At 68.1% G+C, this 17,845-nt stretch carries 16 protein-coding genes; 7 read left to right on the forward strand and 9 right to left on the reverse strand.

All coding sequences use genetic code 11. The annotated features are described in order from the left end of the window. Positions 1-5: 5 nt before the first annotated feature. Complete coding sequence (pntB, locus tag AQI94_RS30320; protein ID WP_031044211.1) at positions 6-1,472, forward strand: Re/Si-specific NAD(P)(+) transhydrogenase subunit beta; 1,467 nt, start codon at positions 6-8, stop codon at positions 1,470-1,472. 100 nt (positions 1,473-1,572) lie between these two features. Here the strand turns inward: pntB and AQI94_RS30325 are convergent, their stop codons facing one another. Next, positions 1,573-1,833 (reverse strand): WhiB family transcriptional regulator, encoded by a 261-nt coding sequence (locus AQI94_RS30325; RefSeq protein ID WP_051832117.1) that lies wholly within the window; start codon positions 1,831-1,833, stop codon positions 1,573-1,575. A 179-nt stretch (positions 1,834-2,012) separates the two neighbouring features. Continuing rightward, positions 2,013-2,504 carry a hemerythrin domain-containing protein gene (locus tag AQI94_RS30330; RefSeq protein WP_031044218.1) on the reverse strand — a complete coding sequence of 164 codons (492 nt, stop codon included), beginning with the start codon at positions 2,502-2,504 and terminating at the stop codon, positions 2,013-2,015. 250 nt (positions 2,505-2,754) lie between these two features. Here AQI94_RS30330 and AQI94_RS30335 point away from each other — a divergent pair, with 250 nt between their 5' ends. Together AQI94_RS30335 and AQI94_RS30340 are read left to right on the forward strand one after the other, a co-directional pair. Then, positions 2,755-2,991 carry a hypervirulence associated TUDOR domain-containing protein gene (locus tag AQI94_RS30335; protein WP_031044219.1) on the forward strand — a complete coding sequence of 79 codons (237 nt, stop codon included), beginning with the start codon at positions 2,755-2,757 and terminating at the stop codon, positions 2,989-2,991. Positions 2,992-3,000: 9 nt separating this feature from the next. After that, positions 3,001-3,477, forward strand: a complete 477-nt coding sequence (locus tag AQI94_RS30340; protein WP_031044222.1) for an MSMEG_6728 family protein — start codon at positions 3,001-3,003, stop codon at positions 3,475-3,477. A gap of 113 nt (positions 3,478-3,590) precedes the next feature. Here AQI94_RS30340 and AQI94_RS30345 read toward each other — a convergent pair whose 3' ends face one another. Together AQI94_RS30345 and AQI94_RS30350 are read right to left on the reverse strand one after the other, a co-directional pair. Next, on the reverse strand, positions 3,591-5,018 hold the full coding sequence (locus AQI94_RS30345; protein ID WP_031044225.1) for a cellulose binding domain-containing protein: 1,428 nt from the start codon (positions 5,016-5,018) through the stop codon (positions 3,591-3,593). Between the two features lie 54 nt (positions 5,019-5,072). Continuing rightward, on the reverse strand, positions 5,073-6,587 hold the full coding sequence (locus tag AQI94_RS30350) for a beta-N-acetylhexosaminidase (protein WP_031044228.1): 1,515 nt from the start codon (positions 6,585-6,587) through the stop codon (positions 5,073-5,075). A gap of 509 nt (positions 6,588-7,096) precedes the next feature. On the opposite strand from AQI94_RS30350, the gene AQI94_RS30355 reads away from it, so the two are divergent. Next, a complete protein-coding gene (locus AQI94_RS30355; protein WP_031045812.1) occupies positions 7,097-7,942 on the forward strand; it encodes a GntR family transcriptional regulator in 846 nt (281 codons plus the stop codon). A gap of 284 nt (positions 7,943-8,226) precedes the next feature. On the opposite strand, the gene AQI94_RS30360 is transcribed toward AQI94_RS30355, so the two are convergent. Beyond that, the gene (locus AQI94_RS30360; protein WP_031045815.1) at positions 8,227-8,721 is read right to left on the reverse strand and encodes a MarR family winged helix-turn-helix transcriptional regulator; all 495 of its coding nucleotides are present in this window, start codon (positions 8,719-8,721) and stop codon (positions 8,227-8,229) included. A gap of 147 nt (positions 8,722-8,868) precedes the next feature. Between AQI94_RS30360 and AQI94_RS30365 the strand changes: the two genes are divergently transcribed. Beyond that, positions 8,869-10,008, forward strand: coding sequence for an ABC transporter substrate-binding protein (locus tag AQI94_RS30365; protein ID WP_031045817.1), 1,140 nt, complete (start codon positions 8,869-8,871; stop codon positions 10,006-10,008). Positions 10,009-10,156: 148 nt separating this feature from the next. On the opposite strand, the gene AQI94_RS30370 is transcribed toward AQI94_RS30365, so the two are convergent. Together AQI94_RS30370 and AQI94_RS30375 are read right to left on the reverse strand one after the other, a co-directional pair. Next, on the reverse strand, positions 10,157-10,699 hold the full coding sequence (locus AQI94_RS30370; RefSeq protein WP_158806261.1) for a hypothetical protein: 543 nt from the start codon (positions 10,697-10,699) through the stop codon (positions 10,157-10,159). A gap of 406 nt (positions 10,700-11,105) precedes the next feature. Next, complete coding sequence (locus AQI94_RS30375; protein WP_031045823.1) at positions 11,106-11,711, reverse strand: hypothetical protein; 606 nt, start codon at positions 11,709-11,711, stop codon at positions 11,106-11,108. 854 nt (positions 11,712-12,565) lie between these two features. Between AQI94_RS30375 and AQI94_RS44730 the strand changes: the two genes are divergently transcribed. Then, on the forward strand, positions 12,566-15,130 hold the full coding sequence (locus AQI94_RS44730; RefSeq protein WP_159050647.1) for a type 1 periplasmic-binding domain-containing protein: 2,565 nt from the start codon (positions 12,566-12,568) through the stop codon (positions 15,128-15,130). A 46-nt stretch (positions 15,131-15,176) separates the two neighbouring features. Here the strand turns inward: AQI94_RS44730 and AQI94_RS30385 are convergent, their stop codons facing one another. After that, the gene (locus tag AQI94_RS30385; RefSeq protein ID WP_078902742.1) at positions 15,177-16,163 is read right to left on the reverse strand and encodes a methyltransferase domain-containing protein; all 987 of its coding nucleotides are present in this window, start codon (positions 16,161-16,163) and stop codon (positions 15,177-15,179) included. A gap of 144 nt (positions 16,164-16,307) precedes the next feature. After that, positions 16,308-17,129 (reverse strand): IclR family transcriptional regulator, encoded by an 822-nt coding sequence (locus AQI94_RS30390; protein WP_051832225.1) that lies wholly within the window; start codon positions 17,127-17,129, stop codon positions 16,308-16,310. Between the two features lie 169 nt (positions 17,130-17,298). Between AQI94_RS30390 and AQI94_RS30395 the strand changes: the two genes are divergently transcribed. Next, entirely contained in the window at positions 17,299-17,844 is a 546-nt protein-coding gene (locus AQI94_RS30395) for a quercetin 2,3-dioxygenase (protein ID WP_031045834.1), read from the forward strand. Position 17,845 lies beyond the last annotated feature (1 nt).

Below are 17,845 nucleotides of genomic sequence, written 5' to 3' on the forward strand. Positions count from 1 at the left end.
CCGAGATGACCTCCCTGACGGCTTCCCACGCTGCCGACCTGGTCGCCGCGCTGTTGTTCATCCTCAGCCTGGCCGGCCTGTCGCAGCACCGAACCTCCCGCGCCGGCGTCGTCTACGGCATCGCCGGCATGGGCCTCGCCCTGGTCGCCACCGTGGTGGTCGCGGCGCAGAGCATCACCGCCGGAGCGGTCGCGCTGATCCTGCTGGCGATGGGGCTCGGCGCCGCGATGGGCCTGTGGCGGGCCCGCCGCGTCGAGATGACGCAGATGCCCGAACTCATCGCCGTCCTGCACAGCTTCGTCGGCCTCGCCGCGGTGCTGGTGGGGTGGAACAGCTACCTGGAGGTGGAGTCCCACGGATCGGCGCAGACCGAGATCGGCGCCGACCTGCTGGGCATCCACCACGCCGAGGTGTTCATCGGCATCTTCATCGGCGCGGTCACCTTCACCGGCTCCATCGTCGCGTTCCTGAAACTGTCGGCACGCATCAAGTCCCGGCCGCTGATGCTGCCGGGCAAGAACGCCCTGAACATCGGGGCGCTCGCGGCGTTCGTCGGGCTGACCGTCTGGTTCACGATCAGCCCGAACCTGCCCCTGATGATCGCCGTCACCGCGCTGGCCATGGCGCTCGGCTGGCACCTGGTCGCCTCCATCGGCGGCGGCGACATGCCCGTCGTCGTATCCATGCTCAACAGCTACTCGGGCTGGGCGGCGGCCGCGGCCGGCTTCCTCCTCGACAACAACCTGCTCATCGTCACCGGGGCGCTGGTGGGCTCCTCAGGTGCCTACCTGTCGTACATCATGTGCAAGGCGATGAACCGGTCGTTCCTCTCCGTCATCGCGGGCGGCTTCGGCATCGAGGCGCCGTCCGGCGGCGGGGAGGAGCAGGGGGAGCACCGTGAAGTGCGGGCCGCGGAGGTGGCCGAGATGCTCACCCAGGCCGGCTCGGTGATCATCGCCCCCGGCTACGGCATGGCCGTCGCACAGGCCCAGCATCCTGTCGCGGAGCTGACGCGGCTGTTGCGCGGGCGGGGTGTCGAGGTCCGCTTCGGTGTCCATCCCGTCGCGGGGCGCCTGCCCGGTCACATGAACGTGCTGCTGGCCGAGGCGAAGGTGCCCTACGACATCGTCCTGGAGATGGACGAGATCAACGACGACTTCGCCGGCACGTCGGTCGTGCTGGTCATCGGCGCGAACGACACCGTCAACCCGGCCGCGACCGAGGACCCGGCGAGCCCGATCGCGGGGATGCCGGTGCTGCGGGTCTGGGAAGCCGAACAGGTCGTCGTCTTCAAACGCTCCATGGCCTCCGGATACGCGGGTGTGCAGAACCCCCTGTTCTTCCGGGAGGGGAGCAGCATGCTGTTCGGCGACGCCAAGCAGAGCGTGGAGGAGATCCTGCGTGCACTGGGCGACGACAGCCGACGCGACGCGGCGTCCGCGGCGCCGCAGACGACGATGTCCAGTCACTGACGGATCGGTGCCTTCATGTCCGCCGTGGCGCGGAGGCGCGGCCCGGTCCTGGAGCCAGTCGCTCCGGGTCCGGGCCCTGCCGAACGACGCGTACCGGCGATCACCGGCGGTAGAGGGCTCGGCGGATCGCTCTGCGCTGGCTCGCGGTGGTGTCGCCCCAGACGCCGTCCGCCTCCCCGTGGCGGACGGCCCAGTCGCGGCAGGCGAGCATCACCGGGCACCGGCGGCATACGGCGCGGGCACGCGCCGTGGCACTGTCCGTCTCCACCAGCGGGAAGAACAGCTCGGGGTCCTCGCCGACGCACAGTGCCCGGACGCGCCACCCGGAACGGCGACCGTCCATCGAGGTTGTACGAGCCATACCGCACCTCCGCGGTCCGATCGGGGCACAGGGATGACCGCGGCTGGAGAGCCGCGGTCCCGGCAGAGGTGTTCGGCATCTTATGACACGTGCCCATAGAAGGCCATAGCGGACTTTCATGGCATACGGACTCCCGCGGGCAGGCGCCGATAATCCGCAGGCGTGACCGCGGGTAGCGGTCAGGAGCCCACGATGTGGCGCACATTGTCGACAGCGCCGCATCCTGCCTTCAACTGGTGCTCACGCTCTTCCAGAAATGCCTCGCCCAGTTCTTCGCGGCGCTCCATGGGCACGTTCTCGCGCGCTCCGTTCAGGATGGTGCGCTCCTCCTCGTCGGCGTGGTGCGTGACGGCCTGCACGAGTTCTTCCAGCTTCTCGTCCCATTCCTCGGAGCCGACCTCGTCGACTTCCAGGAGTTCCAGGAGCGCCTTGTTGCCCTCCTCGTGCTCCTCCTCGCCGTGTTCCAGCTCATCGTCGTCGATCTTCTTGTATCGCTTCAGGGCGGGGTACACCTTCGCCTCTTCCGCCAGAGCGTGTGCGATCAGCAGATCGGAGAATTCCCGAAGGGCGGCCGCCCGGTCGGCTTCGACGCTGCGCATCAGGCGAAAGAGATCCTCCATCTTCCGGTGGTCCTGAAGAATGAGTTCAACCACGTCTCGTGTCTGCGCCATGAGGATAGGGATCACTTTCGTGCGGGGGACCTTGCAGGATCCCGGCTACCCCGTCCTGCGCAGTTCAGCGGAATGGTTCGCCGCCGACCTGATCACTCTGGGTGAGAGCGCCGTTGCAGGCCGCGGAACGCATCCGCACGCCACTTCCCTGCAGAAGTATGGGTGCAGGACGTGCATCCGAACGGAGTCGACGGCCTGGACCGGCGCCTCACGACCGTGTACGGGCCCGCAGTGGAACGGACGAAACGCGATGACGAAGAAGGCGAAGAACAAGGCCAAGGGTGAGAAGTTCACCAAGGGTGACGAGGTCACCTGGAGGAGCCACGGCAGCACCGCCGAAGGCACGGTCGTCCGCAAGCTCACCCGACGCACCGAGGCCGCGGGCCGCACCGTGGACGCCTCACCGGAGGAGCCGCAGTACGAGGTGCGCAGCGCCCAGTCCGGCAACACGGCAGTCCACAGACCGTCCGCGTTGCACAGGAAGTGAGCGGGCCCGATGCAGACTTTCCTGCCCCACCCGGACTTCCGCCGGACGGCCCTCCTGCTGGACCGGCGCCGACTGGGCAAACAGCGGGTTGAGGCCTTGCAGGTCCTGCGTGGCCTCACGGTGCCGGGATACGGCTGGCGTCGGCATCCGGCCGTACGGATGTGGACGGGGTACGAGGAGGCACTCGTACGGTACGGGCTGGAGATCTGCCGGGTCTGGCGCGGACTCGGGCACCAGGACGGCTGCGCCGCCTCGCTGGTGGCTGGACTGGCCGACTCGCACCCCGGCACCTCGGTGCGCGACCAGCCGGCGCTGGCAGCCGCCGGCGAACTGCCGCCCTGGCTCGGTGATGAGGCCTTCCACGAAAGCCATTGCTCGGCCCTGGTCCGCAAGGACCCGGAGGTGTACGGCGAGCTGTTCCCCGGCGTACCCGACGATCTCCCCTACGTGTGGCCCGCGTCCGACAGGGAGGGACAACAAGTCTGACTTGGTCTCAGGCGGTATGGGGAGCCGTTGGTGATGGCCAGGGTGAGGGGGAGTGGACGGGTGGGCGCCGGGACCCGACGATCCGTCAGGCCCCGGCGCGCAGGAGAGAGCGGTCAGTTGGCGGGGACGTCGTCCTGGAACGTGGTGCCCGCGCTGCGGTACGCCGCCACCTTGGAGGAGACCTGTGCCGGTGTGAGGACCTGGTCCTTGATGTGCAGCACGTAGTCGATCTGCTCGTCGTACGCCCGTGGGGTGCTGCTGGTCAGCCCGCCGAAATCGATCAGCCACTGGTTGAAGTTGATGGACATGGGCCGCTCCGGCAGGTACGCGGCGTCATGGGTGCCGAAGAGCCGGCCGTCGACGTAGTACTTGATGCTGCTGTTGTCGATGGTCAGCACCAGGTCGTGCCAGCCGGCGTAGCTCTGGCGGCTCTCGCTGTGCTGGTTGACCGCCACCCAGGGGTCAGCCTGGTAGGTCTCCCAGGACGTGGTGTAGAGGATGGCGGACGGCTCGCCCCAGCCGCCGTTGGGCAGGTACTCGAAGTCGTACTCGGCGTAGTCGTCGGCCATGGGTGCCTTGAGGTCGTTGATGGTGAAGAAGGTCTGGACGAGGTGGTCGCCGTCCGGCCCGGATGCGGGTGCGTCGCTGAACTTGACGCGGGCCGCGTAGGTGCCGTTCTTGAACTTCGTCGCCTTGGTGAGGATCTCGGTCTGTTCGGTGCTCGCTCCGGTGCCCGCCGTCGAAGTGCGCAGGTTCATGATGGAGTTGCCGCTGACGCTGGAGAAGGTGACGTTCTCGGGGGCCCAGGTGGCGCCGGAGACGCCGGGGCCCCCGGAGTTGGAGCGCACGTTCCAGCCGTTCGCCGAGATCCTCGGGTCGGTGTGACCGGTGTAGTTGAAGTCGTCGAACAGTGTGGCGCCGCCGGTCGGGGGGTCGGTGGGCGGGTCGGTCGGCGGGTCCGTCGGGTCGTTGCCCGCGGGGGCCTGGCCCCACAAGGTGGTGCCGGCGAGTCGGGCGGTGACCTTGGACCAGTCGGCGTACGAGGTCTGGGAGGCGCCGAAGGAGTAGTCGTCGCTCTGGTTCAACGGTGCCCATGTCGACTGGTAGAAGCGCAGTTGCATGTCGCCGGTGTCCGCGCCCGGTGAGAGGGAACCGGCCCCGGAGGTGAAGCCGATCTCCAGGTAACGGTCCGCCGTGGCGGTGGGGTTGGCGAGCGTGCCGAAGGTGCCGGTGACGTTGGCGCAGCCCTTGACGGCCCAGGAACAGGCGAAGCGGTACGTGGCGTTCGCCGAGTCCGCCTTGAAGTAGTAGCGGAGCTTGACGCCTTGCAGGGAGACGCTGGTGGTACCGGTGTTCCGTACCTTGAACCAGGGCTCCGCCTGATCGGCGTTGGCTCCGGAGGCGCTGGTCCGGTACTGGACGCTCAGGCCGTCGCCCGCCGCGTTCGCGGTGGCAGGGAGTGCGGTGAGCGCGGCGGCGCCCATGCCGACGGCGATGGCGGCGGCCGCGGTGGCGCGCCACCGGTTCGTGGTGGTTCTCATCGTTGTTCCCTCCAGAAAGGTGGGGGTGTTTCCCGGAATGGGACAGGGCGTGCGTCAGGGGTGGTGGGGGATGCCGAGCGCGTCGAGGCGGACGGTGTGGTCGCTGAGGCGGGTTCGGAAGTCGGTCCAGTCGGTCGTTCCGCTCCAGCCGCGGTCGGCGAGGGCGCACAGGCGCGGGTAGGTGAGGTACTCGATGTGCGCGGGGGTGGTGACGAACTCGGTCCACAGCTGGGCCTGCGTGCCGAGCACCCGCCCGGCCGCCTCGGCGTCCGCCTCCGCCGGGACGGGATCGTGGGCGTGGACGGTGCGCAGATCCACGACGGCTCCGGGCTGGGCCGGCGGCTCGTGGGGGTCGCCGGAGCGGGCGTAGTCGAGATAGGTGGCGCGGTGATACGCGTTGACCACGGGGTGGCCGCGTCGGGCGGCCGCCAGGGTGTGGGCGGCCTCGCGCCAGGTCATCACGGTGAAGTCCAGGGGCAGTTCGGCTCCGGTCTCGGCCCAGCCGACCGGGCGCCGTCCGTTGCGGACGAGGAAGCCGCCGATCTTTCCGAGGAACCAGCCGTGCAGGGCCTGGGCGTTCGGCAGGCCTTCCGCTGCCATCCGGTGGTGCGCGGTGGGGCTGTGGGTCCACTCGGCCGTGGGGCACTCCTCGCCGCCGATGTGGATGTACGGCGAGGGGAAGACGTCCATGACCTCGTCGAGAACGGTGCGGCAGAAGTCGAGGGCTTCGTCGTGGACACCGAGGACGGTGTCGCACACGCCCCAGCGCGTCCAGACGTCGAGGGTGCGCCCGGGGTGGTTGCCGAGTGCGGGATAGGCGGCGAGCGCGGCCCGTACGTGCCCGGGCATCTCCGTCTCCGGCAGGACGGTGACTCCGCGGGCGGCCGCGTACCGGACCAGGTCGGCGAGTTCGGTCCGTGTGTAGGACCCGCCGTGCGGGGTGCCGTCGTACGTTCCGGTCCCGGCCGGCCCCTGTGGGGATTCGGCGCGGTGGCCGCCGATCTCGGTGAGCTTGGGGTAGGCGGCGATCGGCATGCGCCACCCCTGGTCGTCGGTGAGGTGCAGATGGAACACGCTGACCTTGTGCAGCGCCAGCAGGTCGACGTAACGGCGCAGATAGGACACGGGCTGGAAGTGCCGGGCCACGTCGAGCATCGCGCCGCGCCAGGGGTGGCGGGGGACGTCGGTGATGTCGGCGCAAGGCAGCAGCCATCCGGTGTCGGGCTGCGCTGTCGCGGACAGGGCCTGCGCAGGCAGGAGTTGACGGATCGTCTGGATGCCGCGCAGCAGGCCGGTGGGGTGTGCGGCGCGCAGCAGGACGGCGTCGGGGGTCACGGTGAGCGCGTATCCCTCGTCGCCGAGTTGGCCCGGCGCGGGGTCGAGGGCGAGGGTGAAGGGACCGTCGGGGGAGGGGCGCAGGGGTAGCCCGGTGGCTGGGGCGAGCAAGGAGCGCAGCAGGTCTGCGGCCGGTTCGGTGCCGGGGCCGAGGCGGACGGTGGTGTGGTGGTCGAGCGTGAAGTGGCCCGGCGGGAAGGCGGCTTCGGTGGGGCGGGGGATGAGGGCGGGCATGCGTCGCCTCCAGGACGGGGGGGGGGCGGGGGTGAGCGGGTCGGCCCTTGACTGCGCCGGCCCACGACTGCGCCGGCCCGTGAGCCGGAGGGACGTGGCGCTGGAGCGGTGTTCAGGCAGGCGAACGCCGTGTTCGGGAGCGGTTCGGGCCGTACGCGATGGGGTGCTGCGAGAACATGCGGGACACAGTGGGCCGGGCAAGACCTCTGAGCCGGGCTTGGCGGCGCTGCACGTTTTCACCTCCAGAGGCCACCGTCTGGTCAACTGACCAGTGAAGGTCACTGGTCAGGTCCCTGGTGAGGTGAGGACGAAGGTGGCATAGACCAATTGAGACGTCAACCCCCTGTGCGCGCACGGGTTTTGCGGCGCAGGACAGTGAATGCGCTGACGACCACCGATGGTCTGCGGCTAGACTTCCCTCACTGAGATGGGCAAGCTACGGACTTACCACTGGTCAAGTGGTCAACTGGTCGGCTGGTCGACCGGGGCTCAGGGGGGCAGGGGCACGTATGAAAGCGAAGGCCGACGCACCTGGTGCGATGCTCAAGCGCGAGCGAGTCCGGGACTTCCTTCTCGATCTTGTGGAGTCCCATCGCCCCGGCGACGCCATCCCCTCCGAGCGTGCCCTGTGCGTCCGGCTGGAAGTGTCCCGCCCGACCCTGCGCGCGGCGGTGGACGAACTCGTTGCGGCTGGCCTGCTGGTACGCGAACACGGTCGGGGCATGTTCGTCGCCCCCGAGAAGATCACTCAGGAACTCGTCTCCGCCGAGCAGTCCATGACGGTTCCGCAGGCCGCGGGCACCTGGTCGAGCCGCCTGCTGGAGTTCACCCTCATTCCGGCCGGCGCGCGCGTGGGCCGCAAGCTGCGGATCTCACCCGCCGCCGAGATCGTGTACGTCGCGCGGCTGCGCCTGGTCGACGGCGCCCCGATGGCCATCGAGCACCTGCACATCAAGGCCGAGCTCGTACCCACCCTGTCCGCGGAGGAACTGGAGGCCGGCGACCTCTACGAGCACCTGCGTCGGCAGCACGGCGTGCATGTCCGGGAGGCCGTGCAGGCGATCGAGCCGACCGTCGTCACCCGTGCCGAAGCGGACCTGCTCGACGTGCCCGAGCTGTCCCCGGCACTGCTCTTCGAGCGGCTCACCTCCGACACCAAGGGGCAGCCCGTCGAATACGTCCACTCCCTCTACCGCGGTGACCGCTACCGGATCGTCTCCCGGCTCACCCTCGGCCCCGCGGCCACCGCACCTGCTGACCGGCTCGGACACCACCCGGGCATCCCTCCGGGCGACTTCGCCCACCGGGACACCATCGCGTCCTCGACACGGGGGGACGTTCAGGCGGGACCGTGAGGTAGGACGGCTCGGCCGGAAGAAGGCGTAACGCGCCGCGGCCCTGGCGCGTGGGTGACGATGAGCCGGCGCGTGCGCACGGCCTCCACCATGAGGTGGCGGCGGTAACGGACTTGTATGAGGTGGCCGCGGTAACGGACTTGGCATCCTCCCCCTCACGAGGGGCTGGCCTGTCAGCCGGCATGCTTCGGCGCCGGTTCTTCCGGGGCAAGAGGCGCTGGCGTACCCCCCGAGACAGCCACGGGCGTACGGAGGTTGGGCTCTGGACGCAAGCCAGGACCAGGCTAGCGACGCCAGGGGAGTTCCGTGGGGAGGGTCGGCCGGTCCGGGCCGGTCAGGCCGGCGAGGATGATTTCGCATGCTTCGCCGAAGGTGTGGGCCTGTTCCGGCGTCAGGCGATCGAAGACCGCGGCGCGAACCATGGCCGCGTGTCCGGGGGCCGCGTCCTCAAGGACTGCCAGTCCGACGTCGGTCAGCGCCGCCATCTGGGCCCGTTTGTCGCCGGCGGAGTCCTCGCGCCGGACCCAGCCCGCCTCCTGCATCCGGCTCACGGTGTAGGAGAGCCGCGTGCGGGCGATCTTGAGCTCCGCTGCGAGGTCTGTCATACGCAGGCGCCGTTCCGGAGCCTCGGAGAGAAAGACCAGCACCGAATAGCTCAGGTGGCTCAGCCCTGACTCGCGCCGCAACTGCTGGTCGAGCGCGTCGTCCAGGACCAGGGTCAGGTCCCGGTAAGCGCGCCAGGCGCGCAGTTCCTGCGGGGTCAGCCAGGGCCGTTGCATGGCCCGCACCCTAACAGCGCCTGCGATCCGAGATGAAGCCGCAGGTCGGGCGAGCACAAGCGGAATCTTGCAGATTTGCAACATCCTGCCTTAGGGTGGAACCGCTTGAAAGATAAACAATCACCCCCACGCATCGAAGGAAGTTCCATGAGGCACACCCGCAAGGCATGGGCCGGAGCCATCGCGCTGGGCATCGTCGCCGCGGCCGGAGCGACCGTCGCCGCCGCCGATCCGTCCACGCAGAGCCAGTCCAAGGCCCCGAGTGAGGACGCCCAGCTGCAGAAGCTCTACAAGGCCGCGGTCGCCGAAGGGGGCCGACTGGTCGTGTACGCGGGCGGCGACAAGCCCGGCCAGGCCGACTACCTCAAGGACGCGTTCGTCAAGAAGTTCCCCAAGATGAAGGTCGACATCGTGGTCGACTTCAGCAAGAACCACGACGCCCGCATCGACAACCAGGTCGCGGAGCACCACGTGGTCGCCGACGTCGTCCACCTGCAGACGGTCGACGACTTCCCCCGCTGGAAGAAGGAAGGCATCCTGCAGCAGTACAAGCCGGTGGGATGGAACAAGGTCGACAGCCGCATCAAGGACAAGGACGGTTACTACACCGGTCTGTTCTACTTCGCCTTCGCCAACGTCACCGCCACCAAGCTCGGTGACAGCGCGCCCGTCGAGGCCAAGGAGTTCCTCAAGCCGGAGTTCAAGAACAAGCTGGTCTTCACCTACCCGAACGACGACGACGCCGTCCTCTACTACTTCAAGCAGCTCACCGACAAATACGGCGTCGGCTACCTGCAGAAACTCCTCGCCCAGAACCCCAAGTTCGTGCGGGGCACGCAGGACTCGTCCGACCTCGTCGGCACCAGTGACTACGTCGCGAACTTCGGCAGCGGAGGCAGTTCCAACGGCCTGTCGCAGGTGACCCTCCCGAAGACCTCACCCTGGGTCGCCTGGCCGCAGACCGGCGCCATCCTCAAGAACGCCCCGCACAAGGCCGCCGCCGAGCTCTACCTTAGCTGGATCCTGTCCAAGCAGACCCAGCAGCACGACATCGGCACCTGGAGTGCCCGCACCGACGTCCCCGCCCCGGCAGGCCGCAAGGGCATCTTCGACTACAAGAACATGAACCCGCTGGGGCTCGGCGAGTTCATGAGCGACCGCACTGCCCTCGACCGGTACAAGGCCCTCATCAACCTCTACGTCGGAGACGTCCAGGGCGTGAACCCGTCCGACCCCAAGGGCGTCCTCGGGCTCTACCCCACGAGCCAGGACGGCGCGCAGAACTGATTCCCACAACCTCGGGCAGGGGCTGGCCCGGTCTCGGATCGCAGGGGACCTGGCGAGTCCGCTCCTCCCGCCTGGTCGGTCGACGGCTGAACCGGCGGTTGAGCCGGAACACCGGCGCTCGGACACGGTCCGGCGTGGACATCGCGTCCTACGTGACGGGAATGGGGCGGCGGTAAGTGCGCTCGCGCCATTGCTTGGCCTCGGGATCCCAGACGAAGACGACCTGGTACCCGTCGGCACGTACCGTCGCGGCGATCCAGTAGCCGTCATGGTCCCAGCGGATCGTCGCGGCGGTGCCGGGGCGCCGGTCGGACTCGCTGAGAGGTGCATCCGCGGCGCACAACTCGGGAAGCTGGGCCAGTGCTGAGGGCTCGACGGCCACCTTCATCTCGACCAGCCATCCGTCCTCGGTACGCAGATGGATGAGATCCACGACGTCGGCAGGAGCGTCCAGGCTCGCCCGCGCCTGTCGACGGATGAACCGGTGCATCATGTCGCGTGTCCCCGAGCCCATCCCCTTGGCGAGAGCGTTACCGAAGTAGGTGGAGATCGCCTGCAGGAACGGCGTTGCCGCCATCGTCGCGACGACGAGCACGATGTCCGACAACTCGGCGACGTACGAAGCGGGTTGGTCGCTGTCGGGCCTGTCATCGGGAAGTTCGGGTGGCCCGTAGGTGGCTTCGCTGCTCATGATCCCCTGCTTGGTCGCCGGCGCTTGTCCCTCGTCGAGCACCCAGGTTAGTCAGGCCGTCTCTGTCGCTTCCGGGCCCGGTGACGACCTGCGCGGCGTCATGCACCGCAACCGCATCCTCGACAACCGCGTCTTCGCGACGATCGGGCCAGATGGTCGGCGCCGCCCACCTCGTGTCGATCGCTGGCACGTGTTCGGCCAGGGGTGGACGCGGGGTGTGGGCGGCGGCTGACGTCGGTGCGGCGGCCGTATCGCGTACTGGCCCGTTCCTCGGGTGACTCACGCGTGCGACGGTCATGGGTGACCCGGGGGGCGTAGTGAGGAAGCGCGGACTTGACCCTTGTGTGTGCCTGGGCCGCCTTGGTGACCGAGCGGTGATCTGTCGCAGGAGGTGGTTGGAGGGACCTCAGGTGGTCGGGTCGGGAGCGGTGTAGAACACCGATGAGCCCTGCTTGCTGCGCTGGGCGCGGTTCTTGGCGACCAATCCCTCAAGGGTCGTGCGTACGACGGTTGCCTTGATGCCGCGATCGGGGTGCTGCTGGGCCAGCGCCTCGGCCACTTCGGCGGCGGAGCGGGGTTCGGTCTGGGCGGCCAGAAACTCATGGGTCAGAGAGACGAGCGAGGGCGGCTGGGGTGCGGCCGTCTTCACGCTTGCCTTCTTGGCGGTGCCTTCCGCCTTGCGCGGTGCGGGGACCGACTTCTTGGCCCGCGCCTTCCTGCCCTTGGCCGGGGTCGCGGTCGTCTGCCCGTCGACGGCCGCGGCGGTGGCGGTCGCGGTCGGGGAAGGGGCTCCGTCCGCTACCGGTGCAGCGGGAACGGGGGCCGCGCCGAGGGTCTTCTGTAGGCTCAGCAGCACCTCGCGGTCCTTGTCGAGGCTCGCCAACTGACTCTGCAGGGCTGCGATCTCGGCGCCGAGACGTTCCTGTTCCTTGCGGTTGTCCTCAAGGTCGTCGGCCACCCGCGCAACGTACTGGGAGGTCACCCCGTTTTCGACGGCGGTAGTGTCAGTCATGGTCCTCGTACTCCTTCACGGTCCGTGGGGCGTGGGTTTCAAGGCCGCATCGCGCACAGGGAACCAGGCGCGTTCAGTAACTGCCCTCATGTGCACCACTGCTCTAGTGATACCACGGACATGAAGCGGACCTGTCTCATCCGACAGGGATGCCATAGGGAGACAGTGGGCCCGTTGACCGTCCCCATGTGTGCTGGGTTGGCATGGGGACCGTTGGTTGGGTGCGGTCGGAGACCTGTTGGATGGTCCGCCGGAGTCGGCGGAAGCGCGGACAATTCCTGAATCTGCGAAACCGGCAACAGGAAGAACTCCGGTGGCTATAGTTCTGAGTTCCCATCAGGGAACGCTCGCGCTCATGGCTGCGGGCGTCATCGGGAGCCACAGATGACGCATGAGTTGTGGGTGCGGAAAATCGAACGGGCGAGGTTTCGCTCGACAGTTCGTCGGTGCTTTCGCATTTTCTTCTCCGGGGTACGCGCTCGCTTACCCCGTCGTCTCGATCCGAGCTGTGGTGCGGAATAAGCGATTCGGGAGGATAGACGGTGGTGGCAGAGCCAGTCTTCACCGGTGTTCATACACTGTTATCGCTGATCCAGGGACTGACCGAGAGACCCCGCTTCCTCTCCCGGCCTTCGGAGCACGAGCGGCGTGGTGATCAGCCGTTGCCCTTGCTCTGCCTGCAGCGCGAGCCAGGTGCGAGCGGTTTTCTCACCGCGCTTTCGGCGCGGATGGAAAGGGCGTCGCCTCCCAAAGTGCCGCACGCCTTTGTCGACGCGGCCACGGCGCAGGAGCAGTCGAGGCAGCGATGGGCGATGACGGGTGATTCTGCCGAAGTCCCACCTCTCAGGGAGGAGATGCCTCTCCTCCCGATCCTGGACGTCCTGAGTGTCAGCCTCGCCGCCGACCGGTTCGGCACCGGGCAGCTCACTCGGTTCGACTACTACCGGCTCGCCGACTGGCTCACGGGCCAGCCACTGCCTCCCTCGCAGGGGCGCAACGACCGGCCCGTGCTCCGGCTGCTGCGAAAGTGGAGCGGCAAGGAAGCCCATCCCACGGACTCCAGCGAACTGTCCAACGCGATCGATGGCGCGACCAGCGGACCGACACGGCTCGGTCTGCGGCTGCTGCTGTGGATCGGCAGACGTGCCGGACTGCACTGGCTGGAAGCACGGGTACCGGGACTGAGCAGGGAATCACGGTGGTTCATCCGACGGCAGAACTACATGATTCCCCGGCACTCGGTGAACTTCCTGGGTTTCGCCGAGCGGCTCACTCTGGACCGGCGGGGCTCCGAGAGCCTGGATCAGATCAAGAAGCTGCTCGTCCACGCGTTCCTTGAGGATCTGCGCATCGCGTACCGGCGGCGCCGCTGGCGGATCGTGCCGAAGCGGTCGGGGTGGCGCCGCACCAGCTATCTGACGGTCCTGCTCGACAACGTCACCCAGGAGAACGGCGGTTGGGAGCTTCTTCAGCTGATCAACGAGGTCCGCAACGAGACGGGGGAGCTCGACCCGCTGTTCGTGGTCGCCGCGAGTGACGAGGCGCCACCGACGGCGGCGGGCGTGGAGTCGGAGGCCGTCGACCCCGCCGAGGCCGACTACGAACTGTCGGAGTGGCAGCGCACCCTGCCGAGCAGACGTCAGCAACTGGTCAAGGACGCCCGGTACTTCCGCGTCCGACTGCCCAGCCCGGACCATCCTGACAGTACCCGCAGGCTCCGGAGGGACGACCGCAACGCCTGGGATGTGGCCGCGGCCTTCCGCACCCGGCCGGCGCCGATGCTTGCCCGCCGTGGCCTTGTCGAGATGCCTCTGCTCGTAGCCCTGGTGGTGGCACTGGTGCCCGTCTCCCAGAACGTACAGGCCTACTGGGCGGCCAACTGCTCCTACTTCCGTCCCCGGTTCACCGACGGGGTCGCGGTGAAACTGGTGGACGTCGCCCCGAACGACCCGCAGTGCATCGGCTACAGCGACAACGACGCGCAGATCTTCGGCACCAGCGAACGACTCCGGGACGCCCAGAAGGCCATCTTCAAGCAGAACGAATGGGCCGAGCGACTGCACAAGGAGGATGCGCACCGCCCGTATCTCGGCGTCGTGTACTTCGTCGGGCTGACGCACCGAGGGGCGGCACCGGACACGGACGACGCCTCCGCCGAGGAGTTGGAGGGGCTGTACCTGCGGCAGAGCCAGCAGAATGTGGAATCCAAGTCGTCGCCGCTGCTCCGGGTGATCGTCGCCAACGGCGGGGGCGGTATGAAGAAGGCCCCCGAGGTCGTTCGCGAGATGCTGCGACCGTTGTTCGCACGGGATCGCACCATTCTCGGCGTGCTCGGGCTCGATCGCACCGTCGCCGAGACCGAGGAGGCGATCACTCAGCTCGGCCTCGCCGGTATCCCGGCCGTCGGCACCACTCTCACGGGTAACGGCCTGGCAGATCGCTCTCCTCTGTACTTCCAGTTGGTGCCCGCGAATACCCGGCAGGCGGAACTGCTCACCAAGTACGCCCAGTATGTGCGAGCGAAAAAGGTCACCGTTTATCATCCGAAGCTGGGGAGCGGCGACAGTTACGTCAAAACCCTCGTCGAAGCGGTGCACGGCAGGCTGGCGGAAGCGAAGATCAAATCCGTGGACATGCCCTGGACGAATTCACCCATGGAACTTGACTCGCTGTGCCAGGGAACGGTCGATCACAGTGACGAGATCGTCTACTACGCGGGCCGCGAGGACGACTTCGGTGACTTTCTCACCGGTGCGGCCTCCTGCTACAACGACAAACTTCTCCCGCGGATCGTCGCCGACGACTCGGTGTCCCGGTTCATAGCACAGGAAAAGAACCGCAAGCAGACGAAGCTGGCCGGACTGGCCGTCTCATACGTGGGCATGGGCAGCCTGGTCACACTGGCGGGCCCCGAGTGCCTGAGAGGCAAACCCGCGCCCCTGGTGGGGGGCGGTACACCGCTCAACGCCTTCTGTGCGGGCTACAGCGACCTGCACCAGAGCCTCGCCAAGACACTCAAAGGAGACGAGGCGCCCGCACTGTTGTGGCCGGCGGAACTCTCCGGACTCGCCTACGACGGAGCCGGGCTCTTCGTGGAGGCGATCGACCAGATGCGACGGAGGCTGAAACACGAGGGCACGGTCCGGCCGGACCGAGGAGCAGTGGCCCAGCAGTTCCGGGAGATGACATTCAGGGGCGCCACAGGGGCGATCGCCTTCACCACCTCACGCATCGGGAACAACCGCAATCTCGCCATCCTGAGGATCGACAACGTCTACGACCTCAAGGCCGAGCCCCACTGCGCCTACCTCATCGGTGCACTCTTCGAGACGAAACAGCCGCGCGGTGCCAACGGCTGCCCGAGTGAGCGGCGCGGCGGGAGCAACCAGACACCACAGGACGGCTCCAGTACCGGGTGAGAACGCGCAGGCCGCGGTGCCATGAAGCAGAGGGCGCGAGACGCGTTCACCAGTGGTGACGATCGGCCTGTGCCGGCAGGTCCAGCACTCTCACCGGCCCGGGCCGGTCCTCCGGGAGCAGGCTGTCGAGCGCCTCCAGCCGGGGAGCGCGGGACGAGGCCGCGGCCCGCAGCAGTCGTATGAGATCTTCCCCCGTCCAGTGGCGCGCAGGGCGAGCCTTGCGCGGGCCGGTCGCCTCGTTCCAACGGCAGGCCAGCCCCAGCGCGAAATAAGCGGGGGGCTCCAGAGGCGTTCGCCGCCACAGGACGGCTTCGCCCTTTGTCTCCAGATCCCGTACCTGTTCCATGTTGCTCAAGGTGAACTCACCCAGTGCGATCGGACAGAGCGTGATGGCCTGGATGTGCAGGCCTGCTGCCGTCAGCAGCCGCGCGGCTTTGCGGGGAGTCGAGTAGCTTCCGATGGTGAGGGCGAGATCACTCCTCATCGCACGGCAGTGTTCGATGATCGCGGGGAGCAGCCTCAGCCCGTCCGTTCCGCCATTGATGGACGGGCGCGGTTCGTTCGTCTCCGCGGGCAAGGGGACGTACGGGGGGTTGGTGGTAATGATCAACGGGCGGGGAAGCGGCCTGGGAACGGTGTCCGTCAACTCCTCGGCGGACAGCGTCGAGAAGTCACCCTGGGCGAAGGTGACCTGGGGTTCGGCCGACCGGGAGGCGTAGTGCTCGGATGCCCACGAGACGGTCTCCGCGCCCCGGTCCACACCATGGACCCGTGCGCCGGCCCGAGCCATGGCCGCTGCTGCGGCGCCGCTGCCCGAGCCGAGGTCCAGCACGCCACACCCCTTCGTGATGAGGTCCTGAGCGGCCCAGATCCCGGTCTCCGTATCGGCTGGGTCGAAGAAGACCCGGGCGGACCGGGGTCTGACAAGATCTTCCGCCCGTAGGTGTGTGTAGGCCGTGACGCGCGAAACGCCGGTCAATACCCACCTCTGTTCGTCAATGGGGAGATCAGCTGTACGGCGTGGTCGTTTCATCCGCGCCGATGTCCTCAACTCGCCATCAGAATAGGGGTGTTAGGGTGCCCATTGGCAACGGTGGGAGCAACTTGGAGACGTGGCTGCGCACCGACCGCACCGGCCGCTGAACAGCTGGACCGCTTGATTCGCCACGTCGGACGATCACGGACGGTCCGGAAACCGGCCCGGAGGCAGCGCGGCGGAGACAGGCGCGCCGAGGCCCCGTGACAGGGCGCGGGCTGTGGCCCGCAGGGCGGGAGAGATGAAGCGTGACTCTGTGTGGCCCGCCGGTACGACAACCGACAGTGCCGCGACGACGTCTCCGTCCGCGCCGCGCACCGGGGCCGCGGCGGCGAGCAGCGGGCGAGGTTCCTGTCGGTTGACGACGGCGATCCCGTTGCGGCGCACCTCGGCGAGGGCGCGGCGCAGCGCGGCCGAGGACAGGGGCACGCCTTCCGGTTCGTGGACCAGGGGCTGCGCGAGGTAGGCCTCCTGGAAGTCCGGGGCGGCATGGGCGAGGAGAACGAGACCGACGCCCGTGGAATGCAGGGGAAGGCGGCCGCCCACGCGGTACAGCACGTCGATGGCCTCACGCGCCGACAGCCGTTCGACCAGGAGGGCTTCCATGCCATCCAGGACGGCGAACAGCACGTGCTGGTGCGTCGCCTCGTACAGGTCCTCCATGAACGGGAGCGCCACCGTCCGCAGTCCATGGGCGCGCGGGGCGAGCGAGGCCACCTCCCACAGACGCAGACCGACCACGAAACGGCCGTCGGCGTCCCGTTCCAGAGCCCCCAGGTGGAGCAGGCGCCGGGCGAGCCGGAGTGTCGTGCTGGGCGGCGTGTCCGTGACCCGGCTCAGTTCGGCGAGCGTCATGGCGCGCCGGGTCTCGTTGAAGGCCGTGAGCAGCGCGAACGCCCGGTCGATCACCGGATCGCCCTGGGCCGGCCTGCGACCCCGAGAGACGCTTGGGGGGTTCGTCATGCCTGCAGTCTCACCTGCCGGGCCGCTTCTCGTACATTGCGGCAAGGTTTCGATCGCATGCCACTCAATGGAATTGCCGCTGGTGCCGATCTGGTCGATCTCCCACTCTTACCCACACGTCGACGAGACGCCTCTCAGGTTCCGAGCCGATCCGATTCCGAGGAGACCCATGACTGCGGAGTTCACACAGGGCGGTGCGGCGCAGTTCTCCCTTCCGGGCAAGCCCGTGCCCTTCTTCCTGGAGGCAGGCGAGGGGGAGCGGGCGCACCTGTTCGACTCGCTGATCACCGTGCTGCTCAGCAAGGACGAGACCGACGGACAGTTCGGACTGTTCACCTACTCCGCTCCCAAGGGCGACGCGATCCCCACACACGCGCACGCCGATGTCCACGAGACGTTCTTCCTGCTCTCCGGGCGGGCTCGCGTGTGGGTCCAGGACGCCCAAGGTGAGCAGCACGAGAAGCTGCTGGGGACCGGCGACTTCGGCTACGTCCCGGCGGGCTGTCTGCACACCTTCCGTGTGGAGGCCGACGACACCCGGATCATGGGTGTGTCCAGCGGCGGTTTCGAGCGCTTCTTCGCCGCGTCCGGCACCCGTACGGACTCTCTGGAACCGCCCCGGCCGCCGTACATCCCCTCACCGGAGCAGATCGGCCGCGCCGCCCGCGAATACGGCAACGACTTCCGGTTCGACCTGCGTCCCTTGGACGGCTGAC

This window comes from Streptomyces pseudovenezuelae (genome assembly GCF_001513955.1).
Taxonomy (GTDB): domain Bacteria; phylum Actinomycetota; class Actinomycetes; order Streptomycetales; family Streptomycetaceae; genus Streptomyces; species Streptomyces pseudovenezuelae.

Bases quoted from the DNA above. Each gene is read 5' to 3' on its own strand.
- pntB (WP_031044211.1), top strand. From the start codon at position 6: ATGACCTCCCTGACGGCTTCCCACGCTGCCGACCTGGTCGCCGCGCTG.
- AQI94_RS30325 (WP_051832117.1), bottom strand. From the start codon at position 1,833: ATGGCTCGTACAACCTCGATGGACGGTCGCCGTTCCGGGTGGCGCGTC.
- AQI94_RS30330 (WP_031044218.1), bottom strand. From the start codon at position 2,504: ATGGCGCAGACACGAGACGTGGTTGAACTCATTCTTCAGGACCACCGG.
- AQI94_RS30335 (WP_031044219.1), top strand. From the start codon at position 2,755: ATGACGAAGAAGGCGAAGAACAAGGCCAAGGGTGAGAAGTTCACCAAG.
- AQI94_RS30340 (WP_031044222.1), top strand. From the start codon at position 3,001: ATGCAGACTTTCCTGCCCCACCCGGACTTCCGCCGGACGGCCCTCCTG.
- AQI94_RS30345 (WP_031044225.1), bottom strand. From the start codon at position 5,018: ATGAGAACCACCACGAACCGGTGGCGCGCCACCGCGGCCGCCGCCATC.
- AQI94_RS30350 (WP_031044228.1), bottom strand. From the start codon at position 6,587: ATGCCCGCCCTCATCCCCCGCCCCACCGAAGCCGCCTTCCCGCCGGGC.
- AQI94_RS30355 (WP_031045812.1), top strand. From the start codon at position 7,097: ATGAAAGCGAAGGCCGACGCACCTGGTGCGATGCTCAAGCGCGAGCGA.
- AQI94_RS30360 (WP_031045815.1), bottom strand. From the start codon at position 8,721: ATGCAACGGCCCTGGCTGACCCCGCAGGAACTGCGCGCCTGGCGCGCT.
- AQI94_RS30365 (WP_031045817.1), top strand. From the start codon at position 8,869: ATGAGGCACACCCGCAAGGCATGGGCCGGAGCCATCGCGCTGGGCATC.
- AQI94_RS30370 (WP_158806261.1), bottom strand. From the start codon at position 10,699: ATGAGCAGCGAAGCCACCTACGGGCCACCCGAACTTCCCGATGACAGG.
- AQI94_RS30375 (WP_031045823.1), bottom strand. From the start codon at position 11,711: ATGACTGACACTACCGCCGTCGAAAACGGGGTGACCTCCCAGTACGTT.
- AQI94_RS44730 (WP_159050647.1), top strand. From the start codon at position 12,566: ATGCCTCTCCTCCCGATCCTGGACGTCCTGAGTGTCAGCCTCGCCGCC.
- AQI94_RS30385 (WP_078902742.1), bottom strand. From the start codon at position 16,163: ATGAAACGACCACGCCGTACAGCTGATCTCCCCATTGACGAACAGAGG.
- AQI94_RS30390 (WP_051832225.1), bottom strand. From the start codon at position 17,129: ATGACGAACCCCCCAAGCGTCTCTCGGGGTCGCAGGCCGGCCCAGGGC.
- AQI94_RS30395 (WP_031045834.1), top strand. From the start codon at position 17,299: ATGACTGCGGAGTTCACACAGGGCGGTGCGGCGCAGTTCTCCCTTCCG.